Genomic DNA, 16,541 nt, shown 5'->3' on the forward strand with positions numbered 1-16,541 from the left:
CCCGTTCAAAAGAAGTTTACAACCCATAGGGCCTTCATCCTTCACGCGGCTTGGCTGGATCAGTGTTGCCACCATTGTCCAATATTCCTTACTGCTGCCTCCCGTAGGAGTCTGGTCCGTGTCTCAGTACCAGTGTGGGGGTTAATCCTCTCAGATCCCCTACCGATCGTTGCCTTGGTGGGCCGTTACCCCGCCAACTAGCTAATCGGACGCATGCCCATCTTCAACCGCCGGAGCTTTCATTGAAAAATGATGCCATCTCTCAATAATACTGGGTATTAATTCCCGTTTCCGGGAGCTATTCCCAAGTTGAAGGTAAGTTGCATACGTGTTACGCACCCGTGCGCCGCTCGTCAGCATGTATTGCTACACCTGTTACCGCTCGACTTGCATGTATTAGGCCTGCCGCTAGCGTTCATCCTGAGCCAGGATCAAACTCTCCATTGTAAAGTTTGATTTTCCTGATGGCCCCGCATCACTGCGGTGCCAGGGAAGTTTACTCAAGGTTTTGACTTCCTTCCCGGCCTCGCCGGGAAAGGGGTCCGCTATTTCATAGCCTCTTCAATCTTTTCAAAGAACCTTTTCTATTCTCAAAAGTCCACGTTCGGACTTCTAACTCTATTCAATATCCCCTAAAATGGGACGGCAAAAGTAGAAACCGTTTTCCTATCCACCAAATATTTCTTTAAAAATATTTTTCCCTCAGCCACAGGCCCTTACTTCTTTCCCGATTATCCTCTAAAAGGGGGGCAAAGATAACCATCTGAACCCACTTTGCCCCAATCATTATTAACATTTTTTTGACAGAACCTGAAAATGCCTGATCCAACCCTATCCCTTTGGGCATTCAATGAGATCTCTGCGCACTGATCCTATATAATATACTATAATTCAGGTGATTGTGTAATCACCGGAGCCTACTCACAAAACCTTCGCCTCGTTCCATAAAACATCCAACTCCGCAAGCGACATGGCGGACATCTCTTTGTTCGTTTCGCTGAGCTTCTTCTCCATGTACTGGAAACGCCGGATAAACTTCCGGTTGGTTCGCTCCAGTGCATCCTCCGGATTCACGCCCACAAAGCGGGAATAATTCACCAGGGCGAAAAACAGGTCTCCGATCTCTTCCTCTATTCTCCTAACATCGCCCTTATTCACTTCCTCCTTCACCTCCTGTATTTCCTCTTCTACTTTTTCCCATACCTGTTCCGGCCGCTCCCAGTCGAACCCCACTGCTCTGGCCTTCTCCTGGATTCGCCACGACTTTACAAGGGCCGGCAGCGATAGGGGAACCCCCGCCAGCACGGATTTAAATCCGGCGGCCGTCTGACTCTCTTTTTCCTTCAGTTTGATCTTTTCCCAGTTCTCCTTCACCTGGTGCTCATCCTTCACTTGAACATCCCCGTAAATGTGCGGGTGGCGCTGAATGAGCTTCTCACATAAAAAATGGGTCACCGTGCCGATATCAAAAGCCTTCTGCTCCTCTCCGATGCGTGCATAAAACACGATATGAAGCAGAAGATCGCCCAGCTCCTTTTTTATCTTCTCCTGATCGCCTTCCATTATAGCATCGGAGAGTTCATAGGTTTCCTCGATGGTAAGGGTGCGAAGCGTTTCCGGTGTTTGTTTCCGGTCCCAGGGGCATTTCTCCCGCAACTCATTCATGATCCCAAGAAGCCGCTCCAATTCTTTCAGTTTGCGTTCCATTTCCGACATTTGATGCCCCAAGTTACATTATTAAATTTGTGCCGTGCGTTTTGTGCTGTGGTTATTTTTCATTCCTGTTATTTCTACTGCTGCAAGTGGAACTGATTCGCTGTGCTTTTCCGTAATCGGACATTACGGATTCATCCTTCCCCATTCTCCCAGCATGAGTTACATTATTCCTTCACATATTTACGGGGCTGAGGTGAATGTTTTCCGGAGAACCGGCGGAGAAAGAGACTGGGAACGCACCTTTGGTTATCCTGAAACAGGACTTCACTTCTTTTTTATTGATCTGCAGAATCCGGGTGTCACCGGGCGGGGGTTTGCCCTGGATCCTTACCTGCAATTTCCGCTTTTCACAGGCAAAAGCCTACGCCTTCATCTAAAAACAGGTGCCGGAATCGGTTACCTCACCGAAAAGTTCGACCGGATTGAAAACCATAAGAATGTAACGATCGGATCTCATATCAATGCTTTTGCCGACATCCGACTCAGCGCCGCCATCCAGTGGAGCGGGAGTTACCGTACGGATGTGGGAATAGGCTTCGCACATTTTTCCAATGGTGCATGGACGGTTCCCAACCTTGGGTTTAACTGTATTACCTTAAACATGGGACTGGCCGTAACGCGATATCCTGTCACGAAAAAGGGAGAACCACCGCTTCCCGACAGGCAAATTCGTTACTGGCTGCGTATATTGGGAGGTGTTAACGAGACCATGCCGCCGGGCGGGAAAAAGTATTTTCCTCACCTGCTCTCTTTTAATGCACACATGGCACTGGGGAATATTTCCACCATTACCGGAGGTATTGAACTGCTGAACAATCCTGCACGTATCCGCAAACTGGAATTGGATTCAACCCCAATTTCCTATAATGAGAATTTCCAGGCCGGGTTGAAAATCGGACATGAAGTAACCGTTGGGCCTGTTTCGCTGGTGGTAGAAATGGGCGCCTATGTATACAACCCCTACCCCATCGCCGGTCCTTTATTTCACCGGATCGGGGTTCATTACCGGTTCTCCCAACTCTGGACATACAATATGACCCTGCGAACACATTGGGCGCAGGCGGATAATTTTGAATTCGGACTTTCCCGGCTCATCAATCCCGGACCATAAGATGAGGTACCCGCTATTATTCCTTTTCGCACTTTCTTTCTTCGGATGCAGTCCGCAGGAACGGTGGGATTGCGTGAAAGGCACAGGAGACGAGATCACTGAGTTACGCGACGTATCGCCCTTTTCAGAAATTTATTTGGAAAATAAAATTGATGTGGAACTGGTTCAGGACAGCGTGTACCGGGTAGAGATCACCGGAGGTAAAAATCTCATGCCAAAGATTCTGGCCACCTCCGACGGGAAGGTACTCCACATCCGGGAGGAGAATAAATGTGATTTCATGCGCACCTACAAGCGGCGTATCAGGGTCAAAGTACATGTGACCGGGCTCAAAAAGATTCTTCACGAAGGCACGGGAGAACTTACCAGTAAAAGCACTTTCAGAGCCGACACCATTGACCTGATTGTAAGCAACGCAGGAAACATACAACTGGATCTACAAGCGGATAAAGTGCTCACACATATGGGAAGAACAGGCGACATTACGCTCACGGGCTCTTGCGGGGAACATGCCTGCTACGCCATGGGCAACGGTTTTCTGGAAGCAGACGGACTCCAGACGAACTATACCTGGATGCACTGGAATTGCACAGGAAATGCGAGAGTACGCGCCTCCTCCTTATTGCATGCCCGGCTATTCTGGACGGGAGATGTATCCTATACCGGAGGACCCGTAGTAATTTCCGAGGTACTTGGGACCGGCAAGTTGCTGGCTTACTGATCATTATATTTGTCAGCCCATTCCACTTTTTTCCATCATTATTCGTACCTTTGCAGGCCTTTTCCCGGAAAGGTGTGACTTAAAGAAAGAAAACCACTCTTTCTGCGACAGCAACCGGGGCTGCACCAGAAGGATACAAAGCCACGGCCGAGGCATAAAACCGGCGAACAGCATGTCAGAATCCACTACTCCGGAAGTAATTTCCAACGCTTCCGTTACCGATGCCAGTTTTGACTGGGACAATATCGGAAAGAAAGTAAGCTCTTATTCCCAAGACGAATTTGCGAAGCTCGAGGAGTTATACACCCGTTCCCTGAAGACCATCAACACCCATGATTTGGTGGATGGAAAAGTTGTTTCCATTTCCAAAAAAGAAGTGGTAGTGAACATCGGTTTCAAATCAGACGGGGTGATTCCGGTTTCTGAATTTCGCTACAATCCGGAACTCAGCATCGGCGATACCGTAGAGGTATATATTGACAATCAGGAAGACAAAACCGGCCAGCTGGTGCTTTCACATAAGAAAGCCCGCGCGATGAAGAGCTGGGAGCGCGTGAAGGAAGCACTGGCAAAAGATGAGATCATCAAGGGATTTGTGAAGTGCCGTACCAAAGGCGGACTAATTGTTGATGTATTTGGTATTGAATCCTTCCTTCCCGGTTCACAGATTGATGTGAAGCCCATTCGGGACTATGACATTTACGTTGGAAAGACCATGGAATTCAAGGTGGTCAAGATCAACGAAGAGTTTAAAAACGTGGTGGTTTCCCACAAGGCGCTGATCGAGGCGGAGCTGGAGCAGCAGAAGAAAGAGATCATTTCCAAGCTGGAAAAAGGACAGGTGCTTGAAGGCACTGTGAAGAACATCACTTCCTACGGCGTGTTCATTGATCTGGGAGGAGTAGATGGTCTGATCCACATTACCGATCTGAGCTGGGGACGAATCAGCCACCCCGAGGAGATTGTTAAACTGGACGAAAAGATAAACGTTGTTATTCTTGATTTCGACGATGAGAAGAAGCGCATCGCACTGGGTCTGAAGCAACTCACCCCGCATCCGTGGGAGAAGCTGAATCAGGATCTTAAAGTAGGAGACAAGATCAAAGGACGCGTGCAGGTGATCACCGATTACGGAGCATTTGTAGAAATTGCTCCCGGCGTAGAGGGACTGATTCACGTGAGCGAAATGAGTTGGAGCCAGCACCTGCGTTCACCCGGTGATTTCCTGAAAGTGGGAGACGAGGTAGAAGCGGTGGTTCTTACACTTGACAGAGAAGAACGCAAAATGTCACTTGGCATCAAACAACTTACTCCCGATCCATGGGCCAACATCCTCGAGAAATATCCGAAAGGATCGCGGCACAATGCCACTGTTCGCAATTTCACCAACTTCGGTGTATTTGTGGAGCTGGAGGAGGGCATTGACGGGCTGGTTCATATCAGTGATCTGAGCTGGAGCAAGAAGATCAAGCACCCGAGCGAAGTTACCAAGGTGGGAGAAAAACTGGATGTGGTGGTGATGGATGTAGATGTAGACAACCGTCGTTTGTCTCTCAGCCACAAGCATATTGAGGAGAATCCCTGGGAAGTATTTGAGACCGTGTTTACGATGGACTCCGTACACAAAGGAACCATCACACAGGTACTTGACAAGGGAGCCGTGGTATCGCTTCCTTACGGCGTGGAAGGTTTCGCGCCGAACCGTCATCTCAAGAAGCAGGACGGCGGAAACGCGAAAGCAGAAGAGCAACTCGAGTTCAAAGTGATTGAGTTCAATAAAGATCAGCGAAAGATTGTACTCTCCCACACCCGCACCTTTGATGACATGGTACGCGACGAGAAGGAGAACAAGAGAACAGACAAGCGTTCAGATTCCGGCGAAACGCAGAAAGCGGTGAAGAAGCTCAAAGATGCCAACGAGAAATCCACCCTCGGTGACATTGAAGCCCTCTCCCAGCTTAAAACGGATCTGGCAGAGAAAGAAAAGAAAGATGAAGCAGGAAGCTGACAAAAAAATCCCGACCCCGGTCGGGATTTTTTTTCGCCCATCGGTTGAACAAATGTTAATAAGAGAGAAAAAACAAATCTTAAATCGCCTAAATTTGTTGTGCCGGACATGAAACCCAGACTGATACTTGACAGCGAGCAGTTTCAGATTACCATTGACCGGCTTTGCCATCAGCTGATCGAGGTGCACGATGATTTCCGGGAGACGGTGATCATAGCCATTCAGCCCCGCGGAATATTACTGGGAAGACGGATCCGGACCAGGCTGCAGCAGCTTCTCAAGAAAAAACACATCTTTTACGGAGAACTGGATATCACCTTTCACCGTGATGACTTCCGTAAACGTTCACTGGTTCCATCGGCCACCGACATACCGTTCACCATAGAGGAAAAGAATGTCATTCTTATTGATGACGTACTGTTCACCGGACGTACCATCCGTGCCGCGCTGGACGCCATGCTGGATTTTGGCCGACCAAAAGATGTGGAGCTCATGGTGTTGATTGACCGGCGCTTCAGCCGCAATGTTCCGATCCAGGCCAAATATGTAGGAAAAACCATTGATTCCATTTCCTCGGAGCGGGTGACAGTAGAATGGAAGGAAACAGATAAAAAGGACCAGGTCATTCTGGCTGCAACAGAAACCAAAGCGAAAAAAAAGAATGGATAAACTCAGTGTGAAGCATCTGCTGGGGATAAAAGGCCTCCACGCAAAGGATATCCAGCTCATCCTTGACACTGCAGTTCATTTTAAAGAAGTGCTCAACCGTCCGATAAAAAAAGTTCCTTCCCTGCGTGACATTACGATAGCCAATCTTTTTTTCGAGAACAGCACACGGACAAAGCTCTCCTTTGAACTGGCGGAAAAACGACTGGGAGCCGATGTGGTAAACTTTTCTTCCTCTTCTTCCAGTGTTAAAAAGGGAGAAACCCTGATTGACACAGTGAATAATATACTCGCCATGAAGGTAGACATGGTAGTGATGCGGCACCCCAACCCCGGCGCGTGCCTCTTCCTTAGTAAACATGTAGATTCCCGGATTGTAAATGCCGGCGACGGGGCACATGAGCATCCCACCCAGGCACTGCTGGACGCCTTTTCCATACGCGAGAAATTGGGAAAACTAAAAGGCGTGAAAGTGGCCATTATCGGAGACATTCTTCATTCCCGGGTAGCTCTCTCAAATATTTTTCTTCTCAAAACCATGGGAGCGGAAGTAACGGTTTGCGGCCCGGCCACGCTCCTGCCCCGTTATATTTCGAGTGTTGGTGTGCGGGTAGAAACGGATCTGAAGAGGACGCTGGAATGGTGCGATGTTGCCAATATGCTGCGCATCCAGCTTGAGCGTCAGGAGATCCGGTACTTCCCCAGCCTGCGGGAATATACCATGCAGTATGGGCTGAACCGGGCTCTGCTTGACAGCCTGAAAAAGAAGATCGTAGTGATGCACCCGGGGCCGATAAACCGGGGAGTGGAGATTACCTCTGATGTGGCTGACAGCAAGCAAAGTATCATTCTGGAACAGGTAGAGAACGGGGTAGCAGTTCGAATGGCTGTATTATTCCTGCTGGCCGGACGCACACCCGTATCGTAAGAAAAAAGCGTTGTTTCCATATTCTAAATTCCTTATCTTTGTTTGATACACGTTCAGGATGTCATTCTCAGTTGAAAGAAAGGAAAAGTTTGCGGTGATCCGCACTCAGGCGGAAAAACTGGACAGCAATGTGGCTCCCTCATTGAAATCCGAGTTGGTTGTACTTAACGCGGATGGAGTAAAGAATATCATCATAGATCTCACCAGTACACGTTATTGCGATTCTTCAGGCCTGAGCGCCATACTTGTGGCCAACCGCCTATGCAAGAATTCTCACGGTACGCTGGTGATTTCTTCCCTTCAGGAGAACGTTACTAAACTGATCTCCATATCACAGCTCGATTCCATTCTGAACATTGCTCCCTCGGTGGAGGAAGCCGTTAACATGATCTTCACGGAAGAAGTAGCTCGCAATAATTAAACCCTGATTCATGAGAAAATTTTTTATCCTGTGCCTACTCTGCCTTGCGGCATGGCAATTTGCCGGCGCGCAGGCCTGTAATCCTAACATGAGCTTCCCGGGTCCAGGCATTGACCCTGACAGTGCTACGAATTTTGCACCTGCGTACGCCAATTCACCCTATGCTCAGCTTATTACCATTGTAGTTCCTCAGGATACTCAGGTTCTCCCCTGGCCGATACCTCCCATTCCCTGGGACAGTACCGTTCTTATCGCGATCAATGGATTACCTCCCGGATTCACCTACTCCTGTTATAATCAGGGCCCCGGCAATCAGACCCGCTGTTCCTGGAAAGGTAACACAAGGGGGTGCGTTATCATTACCGGAAACCCTACGATCAACGATACCGGCACCTACAATCTCAGTATCCCCACAGCGAACTATGTAGGCGGAAGCACTACGCCTACTAACTTCACCATCACTTATTATAAAATTGTAGTGAATGCGCCCAGCGGTGTTAACGAAATGGATCCTGCCACTTTTGAAGTGCTGCAGAACGCTCCCAATCCATTTTCCGACCGGTCCGACATTACCTTTATTTCCGGAACTGCCGGAAACGTGGAGATCAGGGTGTATAATATGGTCGGCACGGAAGTAGGCACTTACAATCTGAGAGCCAGACAAGGAAAAAATAAATTCACCTTCGATGCAAAAGGATACACTTCCGGAGTGTATATGTATTCCCTGACCATGGGCGACCGTACGGTTACCCGGAGGATGGTGATTAACCGGTGATGCAGCCGTTTTCGCTGACCGTACTGGGAAGCAGTTCGGCGCTTCCCGCGGCAGGAAGACATCCAAGCGCTCATGTGTTACAAGTACATGAGCGTTTTTATTTGATTGACTGCGGAGAAGGGACTCAGATGCAGCTGAGACGATTCAACTTTTCAATATTAAAAATCGAGGCTGTTTTTATCACGCATCTGCACGGTGATCATTATTACGGATTACCCGGGCTGCTGGGATCTATGCATCTGCTGGGAAGAAAAAAGCCTCTGAATATATTTGCACCGCCCGGCTTGCGCGAAATCATCGAACTGCAACACAGGTTTTCCGACACATTTCTGCACTTCCCGCTTGAAATTCATGAAGTAACGGAAGAGGTGTGCAACGTGTTCAGCGATGAACGGATTAGTGTGAAAACTTTCCCACTCAAACACCGCATCCCCTGTAACGGCTACCTTTTTGAAGAAGTTCCCGCAGATGGAACACTGGACGTACAGAAGGCGGAAGCGCTCGGCGTGCCCAAAGAATTCCTCGGCGCATTAAAAAGAGGAGTTGCCTACGTAGCGGAAAATGGAAAAGAAATAAAAAAAGAAGATGTGGTGCATCCACCTCCCCCTCCCAGAAAACTGGCTTACTGTTCAGATACCCTCCGATCGGATGAATTTACAAAAGTGATTCAGGGCGCAAGTTTGCTCTATCATGAGGCCACTTTTATGGAAGTACACCGCGACAAAGCAAAAAAGACCTGGCATTCCACGGCGAAGGATGCAGCCGAAGCAGCCGCTGCCGCCCGGGTAAAACAACTGCTGATCGGACACTTCAGTGCGCGGTATTACGACAGCGCCGGGCTTTTAGCCGAGGCCCGCGCCCTGTTTCCCAATACGTTGGCTGCCGAGGAAGGGCGTTCCTACCCTGCAGAACACTGAAAAAGCGTTATTAAGACAAAAATCATGTTTTCAAATAGGGGAACTTATATATATTTGCGTGCTATTTAAACTGATTCTAAATTAAAATGACTGAAAATCAAAATGTTGTGATTGCCACTGAAAACTTCCTGGTGAGAGAAGGACTCAGGGGCATCCTTCGAACAGCGGTTGGTTTCAGTTTAGCAGGAGAATGCACGCAGAGTACAGACCTGCTCGAATTACTACTCACTACTCATCCCAAGGTGCTGGTTATTAATTATACAGATTCCGGATTTGACCTGTCGCTGGTTAAAAAAGTGAACCGGTACTTTCCCGAAACGCATATTCTGGCTATCACTCCCATTCAGCCCCGTCAGACAGTAAGCAAGGCTATCGCGGCGGGCATCATCAGCCATCTGCTTACGAATTGCGAAAAGGACGAGATACTGGAAGCCATTGTGGCCACTTCCAGAGGAGAAAAATTTTTCTGCGGTAAGATCCTTAACCAAACCATGAATGAAAAAGGTGCGGAATCTTCCGGATCTTTTTCCTGTAACGGCGTTCGGATCTCCTCGCGTGAAGTAGAGATTATTCAACTGGTAGCAGAAGGACTAACGAATAAAGCGATTGCCGATAAGCTCTGCCTCAGTTCTCACACCATTATGACTCACCGTAAAAATATTATGGCCAAAATAGGGGTTAACAATACCGCGAGTCTTGTGCTTTTTGCCATTAAAAATGGCCTGGTACCTCAGGATCAATTCCTGCTTAATCCCACACCCAACTGATACCTGAATCAAGGTACCAGAAATACCTAATATCCGGTATTTGATTGAATTTCAAGCTAATTAGCTTTGCTGTGTTATTTATACTTAATCTAAATAAGCACAGCATATGCGATACCTTCTTACACTGGCTCTATTAAATACCGCACTGTTTTCTGCAGCACAAAACGACAGCACCACGATGACTCCGCCGCTGAACGCGGTAAATACAATTATTCATTCGAAATCGGAAAACAAACTAACCATCGGTGCATACGGTCAGGTGGAATACACACGGCAGTTTGGCGACACCGCGTATCACAACGCCCTGATTGATGTGCACCGGTTGGTTATGTTTCTGGGGTATAAGTTCAATGACAAGACGCATTTTGTGGGGGAGCTTGAATTCGAGCACGTGAATGAAGCGGCGGTGGAGCAGGCCTTCATTAATTATCAGCTCACGAAGTGGATGGATCTCCGAACGGGGTTACTCCTGGTGCCTATGGGCATCATTAATGAATACCATGAACCTACCACCTTTAACGGAACGATTCGTCCGAACATTGACAAAAACATCATCCCAAGTACCTGGAGAGAATTGGGAGCAGGAGTTACGGGTAAGTTTAACGCAGCATCCGTACGTTACCAGCTTTACGCGATGAACGGGTTCATGGGATACGACGGGACAGGCAAATTCAAAGGGAGCGACGGGCTGCGTGGCGGTCGTCAGAAGGGAATAAAGTCTGTGATGACCACTCCGGATTTTTCCGTGAAGGTTGATTATTACGGAGTAAAAAATCTCAAAGTTGGTCTCGCGGGTTACTTCGGGGAAAGCGAAAGCAAGCTGTACGAAGGGCTATGGAAAGAGGATACGCTTCAAAATGCTCGGGCAAAATTCGACTCCTCGCTGGTAGGCATCAGCATGACCGGCGTGGATGTGCGTTACAAGATTATCGGTGTGGAATTTCGCGCTCAGTACATTCTCTGCTCGCTCAGCAACACAGAATCCTACAATAAGCTCACCGGCAAGGATCTCGGAGCGTCTATGGCAGGTTATTATGTAGAACTGGGATACAATATTCTGGAGATGACCAAATGCAAAAAAGAAAACAAACTCATTGTATTTGGTCGCTATGAAGACTATGATACACATGCCTCAGTAGCCGGCACACTCACACGAAATAAATCGTTTCACCGCAAGGAACTGACTGCCGGAATAGGTTATTTTATGGGTACCTCCGTAGCCTTCAAGGCAGATTTCTCCCAACTAAGCACGGATCAGGATAACGACGTTCCGAAGAAGTACTTCAACATGGGCTTCGGCTTCTGGTTCTAAGGGTATATCATGACGGGTTTAGTACCTTCGCGTAATGCTTCTCATTGCGGAAAGCGGGGGTACTCGTACCCGTTGGATCCTGACCGATAAACGGAAGACCCTGCCATTAGATGGTCACGGACTGAATCCGAACAGCGTAGACCACCGCCTGATCAAAAAAGAATTATCGCGAATCGCCAAAAGAATCCGTAAATATTCTGTTGACGAGGTAATTTTTTACGGCGCAGGTTGTGGCCGCAGTGCGCCCCGCGAACAAATGATGGGGCTTCTAAGCGCACAATTTCCAGCAGCCACCATATCCGTTTATACCGACCTGGAGGCTGCGGCCGCAGGGATGCTGGGAAACCGGAGCGGGTACATCGGCATTTTGGGTACTGGAAGCAACGCCGGATATTTTTCAGGGAAAAAGATAACTCGTACTACCGGTGCCGGGGGATTTCCGGCCGGAGATCACGGCAGCGGAGCCTGGATGGGATTACGAATGGTACAAGATGCTGAAACGGGCAGAATGCCTTTACGGCTGGTTCGCGCATGGAAACCGGCCATCCGAAAATCTTTCTCTGATAAACAACCTGCGGCGGCGCTGGCGCGGCTCGCAAAACTTGCCGGTAAAAAAAGAAAGGACGCCTATGTCCGTTCTCTGCTGCTGGAAGCCTTTGTCCTTTATCATTCCTATTATCTTAAACCCCTGCGTATACGTCGGAACTCGGTTCTTGCGTTAACTGGCGGCATTGCATGGAATTTCCGGACCGAACTGCGATCCTTCCTTCGCCGTAAAGGATTCACCTTGCTGCGTTTTTATCCTGACCCCGTGGAAGGACTCATCCGGTATCACCGTTATTTGTTGAGCAGACGGAAATAAGCAGCAAGATCCCAGTTGTTGCCGTAAAAGCATCCATCGTAGTAATAGATCATATCTATATTTACCGCGATAAAAACGATCACGAGAACCGTAAAAATAATTTTGCTCCAAATCGAGGAAATATTCATGATCAGCCAGGCGAGTCCCACTGCCAGAAAAGGATAAAGCACTATAAAACTCCGGCCGCCGTATGCGCAGCCGAACATCCAGCTATGCCAGGAGGCTGCGAGGTATGTCACCAGCAGTGTAACCACCAGAATTCCACGCCCTTCCCGGTAACCTTTTCTAATGTAATAAAGCGTTCCTGCCAGGGCAAGGATGATAAGAGGAGAATACAATAACCAGCCGTTTTTTGTACTGAAGAGCACATGAAAAAAGTAAGGTGACGCCCAGTTTTCGAATGATTCGCCGGTATAGGAATAATGAAAGTAAGAGCCCTGTGCATGTTTCCAATACAGCATTTGCGGAATCCAAACGAGAAAGGCAATGCCCACTCCCGCCACTAACCTCAACGGTTTACCAAGAACATCAATCAGGCGCTGCTTCCGTTCTGCTCTTCCCCTGACACCTGCGTAGAAGATCATCAGCAGAACGGGGAAGTCCATCGGACGTACGAGAATAAGAAAAGAGGCGCAGGTACTGAGAAGTACAAAGCGGATAAACGAAGGCTGCTCCATGAACCGGTAGATCAAAAACAAAAAAAGCGACGCGAGAAAAAAATCATAAACATGCGACATCCCCGTGCCGTCGATCATGTACCAATACAGATTGGTACCTGCAAAAAGAAGCAGGGGAACCGTGAAGGATATCCATTCGGGAAATCGCCGTTTCAATACCAGCGCCAGGAGCACGAGTCCGAGCCAGCCATAGGTTACACCGGCAACATTGACCGCCCCGCGATAGAAAGAACTATATCCATTGGCATCTGCATCCGGACTTATCAGGTGCGCCGTGAGAAAGAACGGCAGCTGCAGAATAGCCACTCCCATGGGGTACTTCGTTTGCAGAACACCAGATGCAGTGTAACTGAAGCCATTGCCGGTTTTCACCGAAAGGGAATCTACAGCGAGAATTTTTTCTGCAGGAATAAAAAAATACGGGAGATAGGCATTGTATCCTGCCGCATCAGCAAAAATGGGATTCCTGTAATGGTCCTGTCCAATCCTGCTGTGTTTATTAAACGTAAGGAATACCGATACCGGGAGCAGAAGATACAGCAGGAAAAACCTGGGGATTTTACTGAGCATTGTTCACCGGATAATGCAAACTGGGATGGTGGTTACTCCTGCCGACGTGGTGATTCTGAGAAAAAAACATCCGGCTGCCGGCGAATCAGTCACGACCCTTCTATAATCCGTCGAAACAGTGATAAAGGCCGGCCGCCCTGCCAGGTCAAACATTTCCACGCTTTCAATTTGCTGATCACCAGAACCCCGTGTGTAGATCTGAAACGCACCATCGCAGGAAGGATTGGGGAAAACGGAGAACAGGCCAGGCAATTTTTCTTCAACACTCACGGCAACATTTCCGCCGGCGGCTCCGGCAGAATCCGTTTTAATCACATAAATATCCGAAAGACCGTTGCCATAGCTCCACGTGGTACCTACGGCAAAGAAGCCACCATCTTTTGTGCGGATAATCTGACTGCCGATCTCATCATCAGAGCCGCCTATATCGCTGGACCAGACATACCATCCGGCGGCCGCGAACATATCTATTCTGAATTCATGTTGTGATCCTGTACTGGCGCCCTTTTCCCCGAACACCACAAAATTTCCGGATTCGTGGGGTAACACCGAGTAGTGCGCCTCATGCCCTGCGGACCAGAAAGTATTGAATGTAATAAAATTCCCTGCCAGATCGTACCTGATCTGAATACCATCACTGCCCCCAAATCCCACGCTGAATGTATTTCCTTCCGTTACCAATTCGTTCGTTGATGTAACGGTCACCGCGGTACCCTCATCATCGAGGTTACCTCCGAAGATCCGGTGCCAACCCTGTCCGCCTGTGGTATCTCCCCCACTTCCGATTTTCATCGAAATGATATCATACCCCCCCGAACCAAAACTTTTTGTCTTTCCGCTGAGGTAGAAATCACCCCCTGAGAGTTCTATAATTTCAGCCCCCTCCTCTTCATCTGACCCACCGTACGTTCGTGTCCAAAGGGTATCTCCGTTCTGATCCAGCCGGAGCACCCAGATATCCGAATTCCCCTGCCCGAAACTCTGTGTACTGCCTGTAACAATAAATCCATTTCCGGCTGCAGGGGCGATCCAGTTTCCAAAATCCCAATTGCTGCCTCCGTATGTTTTCTGCCAAAGAAAATTTCCATTTTTATCTGTTTTAAGCACCCACAGATCATACCCTCCACTTCCGTAGCTGTTGGTATACCCCACGCATACAATTCCGGAGTCGGTTGACTCCACCACCGACATTCCCACATCCACATTCACCTCGCCGAACGTGCGGTGCCACACAAAATTTCCGTATTTATTCAGCCGAAGCATGTAGAGTCCTGAAGCACCATTGCCGTAGGAGGAGGAACTGCCGACCACCACGTAACCGGAATCCCAGGTTTGCACACATGCGTTCCCTTTATCGTGACTCCAGGCGCCATAAACTTTTTCAAATCTAATCAGCTGAGGGAAGACCCCCCCCGGGAAGAAGATTAAAAAGATATAAAACAGTACACGTCTCACTTTTTCTGCATTTCCTGATTCTTCTTTTCGAATTCCCGTATGATTTCCTCATCCGTTTTTCCGAAGAAAGAGATCATAGCCTGCGCATCATCCACGAAGTCATGATCCGGAAAGTCCCGTATGAGTTCATCATAATATTCCTTTGCTTTAATTCCGTTTTGCAGTTTATCCTGGCTGATAAATCCGGCCAGAAAAAGACAATCGGGGTATTTGGGGAATTTCTTATGCCCGGCGAGAATAATATCATACAGATCGACGGCTTTTTTGTGATCGCCGAGGGCAGCTGAAGCAATATCCGCCGCCTTGTACAGATACCAGGGAGTAAGCGAGTCCGTTTTATAGGTAGCGGCAAACTGAGTATATGCTTCCAGTGCGGCAGATGCCAGTTTTTTATCCAGCTTGTTTGATGCTTTCAGCTCTGTTATCCGCATCTCGATCGTGTCAATTTTTCTTACCAGCGAATCCCGCGGCGAAAGCTCCGGCTGGTTTTCTCCTCCGGAGCATGAGAACAAAAAGATTCCGGAAATACCTGTCAGAATGAGGAGCAGTTTTTTCATATCATCTTGCATTTGCGAATTTCATTTTATAATCCACCTGCACTTTCCCTTTGATGATATCATCCAGTCTTCCCTTGATCATCCGCCGGCGGAGGGGGCTGATGCGGTCGGTAAAGAGTTTGCCTTCGATGTGATCATATTCATGCTGTATGATACGGGCCGCAAGGCCATCAAATTCCTCCTCCTGCTTTTTGAAATTTTCATCGTGGTACTGCAGAACGATCTTTGGCAGCCGGTGAACATCTTCCCGGATTTTTGGAATACTCAGGCATCCTTCGTTGAAGGGCCATTCTTCTCCTTCTTCGCTAAGCATAACAGCGTTGATGAATACTCTTTTAAAGCCGGCAAGCTTTCGCCTTTCCTCATCTGTTGTAAGGCCGTCATCCGCTTCGTCGTCTTCAGCATATACGGAGGCGTCTACCACAAAAAGCCGGATGTCTTTTCCTACCTGGGGCGCGGCCAATCCCACTCCGCTGGCATTGTACATGGTCTCAAACATGTCCGTAATAAACCGGTCGAGTCCGGCATGATCTTTCCTGATCTCACGGGCAACTTTCCGGAGTACCGGATCACCATATCCCACAATTGGCAAAATCATTTTGTTATTTCCAGATAATCCTGAAGGAGAATGGTTGCACTTACCTCATCCACCAGGGCTTTATTTTTCCTTTGTTTCTTTTTCAGTCCTGACGCCAAAATGGCTTTTTTCGCCAGCCGGGAAGTAAACCTTTCATCGAGTCTTTCCACTTTCATCTGCGGAAAAGAGCCTGTGAGCCGCTTTACAAACAAGTTTGCGTGCAGGGTGGCATCGGTTTCTTTCCCATCCAGACCTTTGGGTTCTCCCACCACCACCGCATCCACCTTTTCCCTTGAGAAATACTGCTTTAAAAAGTCAAATAATTCATTGGGATGCAAGGTAGTAAGTCCGTGCGCGATGATACCCAGCGGATCGGTCACGGCAACCCCTACCCGTTTGGTACCATAGTCTATGCCCATGATACGACCCATTGGCACAAATTTACGAAACTTTCACCTCTGATTCACAGGGGGTTTGTACCTTTAGCCTGCCTGTCGGCAC

General features: G+C 48.4%; 17 protein-coding genes and 1 rRNA gene. 11 read left to right on the forward strand and 7 right to left on the reverse strand.

Going from position 1 to position 16,541, the window contains the following annotated elements:
- Together IT233_12325 and mazG are read right to left on the reverse strand one after the other, a co-directional pair.
- A 16S ribosomal RNA gene (locus tag IT233_12325) occupies positions 1-447 on the reverse strand; the annotation flags it as partial.
- A gap of 474 nt (positions 448-921) precedes the next feature.
- On the reverse strand, positions 922-1,716 hold the full coding sequence (mazG, locus tag IT233_12330; GenBank protein MCC7303417.1) for a nucleoside triphosphate pyrophosphohydrolase: 795 nt from the start codon (positions 1,714-1,716) through the stop codon (positions 922-924).
- A gap of 34 nt (positions 1,717-1,750) precedes the next feature.
- On the opposite strand from mazG, the gene IT233_12335 reads away from it, so the two are divergent.
- The 11 genes from IT233_12335 to IT233_12385 all read left to right on the forward strand — a co-directional run bounded on the left by IT233_12335 (position 1,751) and on the right by IT233_12385 (position 12,204).
- Positions 1,751-2,827, forward strand: a complete 1,077-nt coding sequence (locus IT233_12335; protein MCC7303418.1) for an acyloxyacyl hydrolase — start codon at positions 1,751-1,753, stop codon at positions 2,825-2,827.
- A gap of 1 nt (position 2,828) precedes the next feature.
- Positions 2,829-3,548 carry a DUF2807 domain-containing protein gene (locus tag IT233_12340; protein MCC7303419.1) on the forward strand — a complete coding sequence of 240 codons (720 nt, stop codon included), beginning with the start codon at positions 2,829-2,831 and terminating at the stop codon, positions 3,546-3,548.
- 172 nt (positions 3,549-3,720) lie between these two features.
- Entirely contained in the window at positions 3,721-5,556 is a 1,836-nt protein-coding gene (rpsA, locus tag IT233_12345; protein MCC7303420.1) for a 30S ribosomal protein S1, read from the forward strand.
- A gap of 108 nt (positions 5,557-5,664) precedes the next feature.
- Entirely contained in the window at positions 5,665-6,225 is a 561-nt protein-coding gene (gene pyrR, locus IT233_12350) for a bifunctional pyr operon transcriptional regulator/uracil phosphoribosyltransferase PyrR (GenBank protein MCC7303421.1), read from the forward strand.
- Positions 6,218-7,150 carry an aspartate carbamoyltransferase catalytic subunit gene (locus IT233_12355; GenBank protein MCC7303422.1) on the forward strand — a complete coding sequence of 311 codons (933 nt, stop codon included), beginning with the start codon at positions 6,218-6,220 and terminating at the stop codon, positions 7,148-7,150. The genes pyrR and IT233_12355 overlap by 8 nt, the downstream gene beginning before the upstream one ends.
- 58 nt (positions 7,151-7,208) lie before the next feature.
- Entirely contained in the window at positions 7,209-7,571 is a 363-nt protein-coding gene (locus IT233_12360) for an STAS domain-containing protein (protein ID MCC7303423.1), read from the forward strand.
- Between the two features lie 10 nt (positions 7,572-7,581).
- Positions 7,582-8,346 (forward strand): T9SS type A sorting domain-containing protein, encoded by a 765-nt coding sequence (locus tag IT233_12365; protein ID MCC7303424.1) that lies wholly within the window; start codon positions 7,582-7,584, stop codon positions 8,344-8,346.
- Complete coding sequence (locus IT233_12370) at positions 8,346-9,263, forward strand: ribonuclease Z (GenBank protein MCC7303425.1); 918 nt, start codon at positions 8,346-8,348, stop codon at positions 9,261-9,263. Before IT233_12365 ends, IT233_12370 begins: the two co-directional genes overlap by 1 nt.
- 86 nt (positions 9,264-9,349) lie before the next feature.
- A complete protein-coding gene (locus IT233_12375) occupies positions 9,350-10,030 on the forward strand; it encodes a response regulator transcription factor (GenBank protein ID MCC7303426.1) in 681 nt (226 codons plus the stop codon).
- Positions 10,031-10,136: 106 nt separating this feature from the next.
- Positions 10,137-11,342, forward strand: coding sequence for a hypothetical protein (locus IT233_12380; protein ID MCC7303427.1), 1,206 nt, complete (start codon positions 10,137-10,139; stop codon positions 11,340-11,342).
- 34 nt (positions 11,343-11,376) lie between these two features.
- Entirely contained in the window at positions 11,377-12,204 is an 828-nt protein-coding gene (locus tag IT233_12385) for a hypothetical protein (protein ID MCC7303428.1), read from the forward strand.
- On the opposite strand, the gene IT233_12390 is transcribed toward IT233_12385, so the two are convergent.
- The 5 genes from IT233_12390 to ruvX are packed head-to-tail and all read right to left on the reverse strand — an operon-like array spanning position 12,180 to position 16,471.
- Positions 12,180-13,451, reverse strand: a complete 1,272-nt coding sequence (locus IT233_12390) for a hypothetical protein (GenBank protein MCC7303429.1) — start codon at positions 13,449-13,451, stop codon at positions 12,180-12,182. The two genes, IT233_12385 and IT233_12390, sit on opposite strands and share 25 nt — an antisense overlap.
- Before the next feature lie 3 nt (positions 13,452-13,454).
- Entirely contained in the window at positions 13,455-14,906 is a 1,452-nt protein-coding gene (locus IT233_12395) for a hypothetical protein (GenBank protein MCC7303430.1), read from the reverse strand.
- Positions 14,903-15,463: a tetratricopeptide repeat protein gene (locus IT233_12400; protein ID MCC7303431.1), complete on the reverse strand. Its 561-nt coding sequence runs from the start codon at positions 15,461-15,463 to the stop codon at positions 14,903-14,905. Before IT233_12400 ends, IT233_12395 begins: the two co-directional genes overlap by 4 nt.
- A gap of 1 nt (position 15,464) precedes the next feature.
- Complete coding sequence (locus IT233_12405; GenBank protein MCC7303432.1) at positions 15,465-16,061, reverse strand: peptide deformylase; 597 nt, start codon at positions 16,059-16,061, stop codon at positions 15,465-15,467.
- Positions 16,058-16,471 carry a Holliday junction resolvase RuvX gene (gene ruvX / locus IT233_12410; GenBank protein ID MCC7303433.1) on the reverse strand — a complete coding sequence of 138 codons (414 nt, stop codon included), beginning with the start codon at positions 16,469-16,471 and terminating at the stop codon, positions 16,058-16,060. Before ruvX ends, IT233_12405 begins: the two co-directional genes overlap by 4 nt.
- Positions 16,472-16,541: the final 70 nt, after the last annotated feature.

Source organism: Bacteroidia bacterium (assembly GCA_020852255.1).
Lineage (GTDB): Bacteria > Bacteroidota > Bacteroidia > JADZBD01 > JADZBD01 > JADZBD01.

What these genes read in the sequence shown, in the direction of transcription:
- IT233_12375 (MCC7303426.1), top strand. Translation starts at nt 9,350, where the DNA reads ATGACTGAAAATCAAAATGTTGTGATTGCCACTGAAAACTTCCTGGTG.
- pyrR (MCC7303421.1), top strand. Translation starts at nt 5,665, where the DNA reads ATGAAACCCAGACTGATACTTGACAGCGAGCAGTTTCAGATTACCATT.
- IT233_12365 (MCC7303424.1), top strand. Translation starts at nt 7,582, where the DNA reads ATGAGAAAATTTTTTATCCTGTGCCTACTCTGCCTTGCGGCATGGCAA.
- IT233_12390 (MCC7303429.1), bottom strand. Translation starts at nt 13,451, where the DNA reads ATGCTCAGTAAAATCCCCAGGTTTTTCCTGCTGTATCTTCTGCTCCCG.
- rpsA (MCC7303420.1), top strand. Translation starts at nt 3,721, where the DNA reads ATGTCAGAATCCACTACTCCGGAAGTAATTTCCAACGCTTCCGTTACC.
- IT233_12355 (MCC7303422.1), top strand. Translation starts at nt 6,218, where the DNA reads ATGGATAAACTCAGTGTGAAGCATCTGCTGGGGATAAAAGGCCTCCAC.
- IT233_12370 (MCC7303425.1), top strand. Translation starts at nt 8,346, where the DNA reads ATGCAGCCGTTTTCGCTGACCGTACTGGGAAGCAGTTCGGCGCTTCCC.
- IT233_12385 (MCC7303428.1), top strand. Translation starts at nt 11,377, where the DNA reads ATGCTTCTCATTGCGGAAAGCGGGGGTACTCGTACCCGTTGGATCCTG.
- IT233_12380 (MCC7303427.1), top strand. Translation starts at nt 10,137, where the DNA reads ATGCGATACCTTCTTACACTGGCTCTATTAAATACCGCACTGTTTTCT.
- ruvX (MCC7303433.1), bottom strand. Translation starts at nt 16,471, where the DNA reads ATGGGTCGTATCATGGGCATAGACTATGGTACCAAACGGGTAGGGGTT.
- IT233_12405 (MCC7303432.1), bottom strand. Translation starts at nt 16,061, where the DNA reads ATGATTTTGCCAATTGTGGGATATGGTGATCCGGTACTCCGGAAAGTT.
- IT233_12400 (MCC7303431.1), bottom strand. Translation starts at nt 15,463, where the DNA reads ATGAAAAAACTGCTCCTCATTCTGACAGGTATTTCCGGAATCTTTTTG.
- mazG (MCC7303417.1), bottom strand. Translation starts at nt 1,716, where the DNA reads ATGTCGGAAATGGAACGCAAACTGAAAGAATTGGAGCGGCTTCTTGGG.
- IT233_12340 (MCC7303419.1), top strand. Translation starts at nt 2,829, where the DNA reads ATGAGGTACCCGCTATTATTCCTTTTCGCACTTTCTTTCTTCGGATGC.
- IT233_12360 (MCC7303423.1), top strand. Translation starts at nt 7,209, where the DNA reads ATGTCATTCTCAGTTGAAAGAAAGGAAAAGTTTGCGGTGATCCGCACT.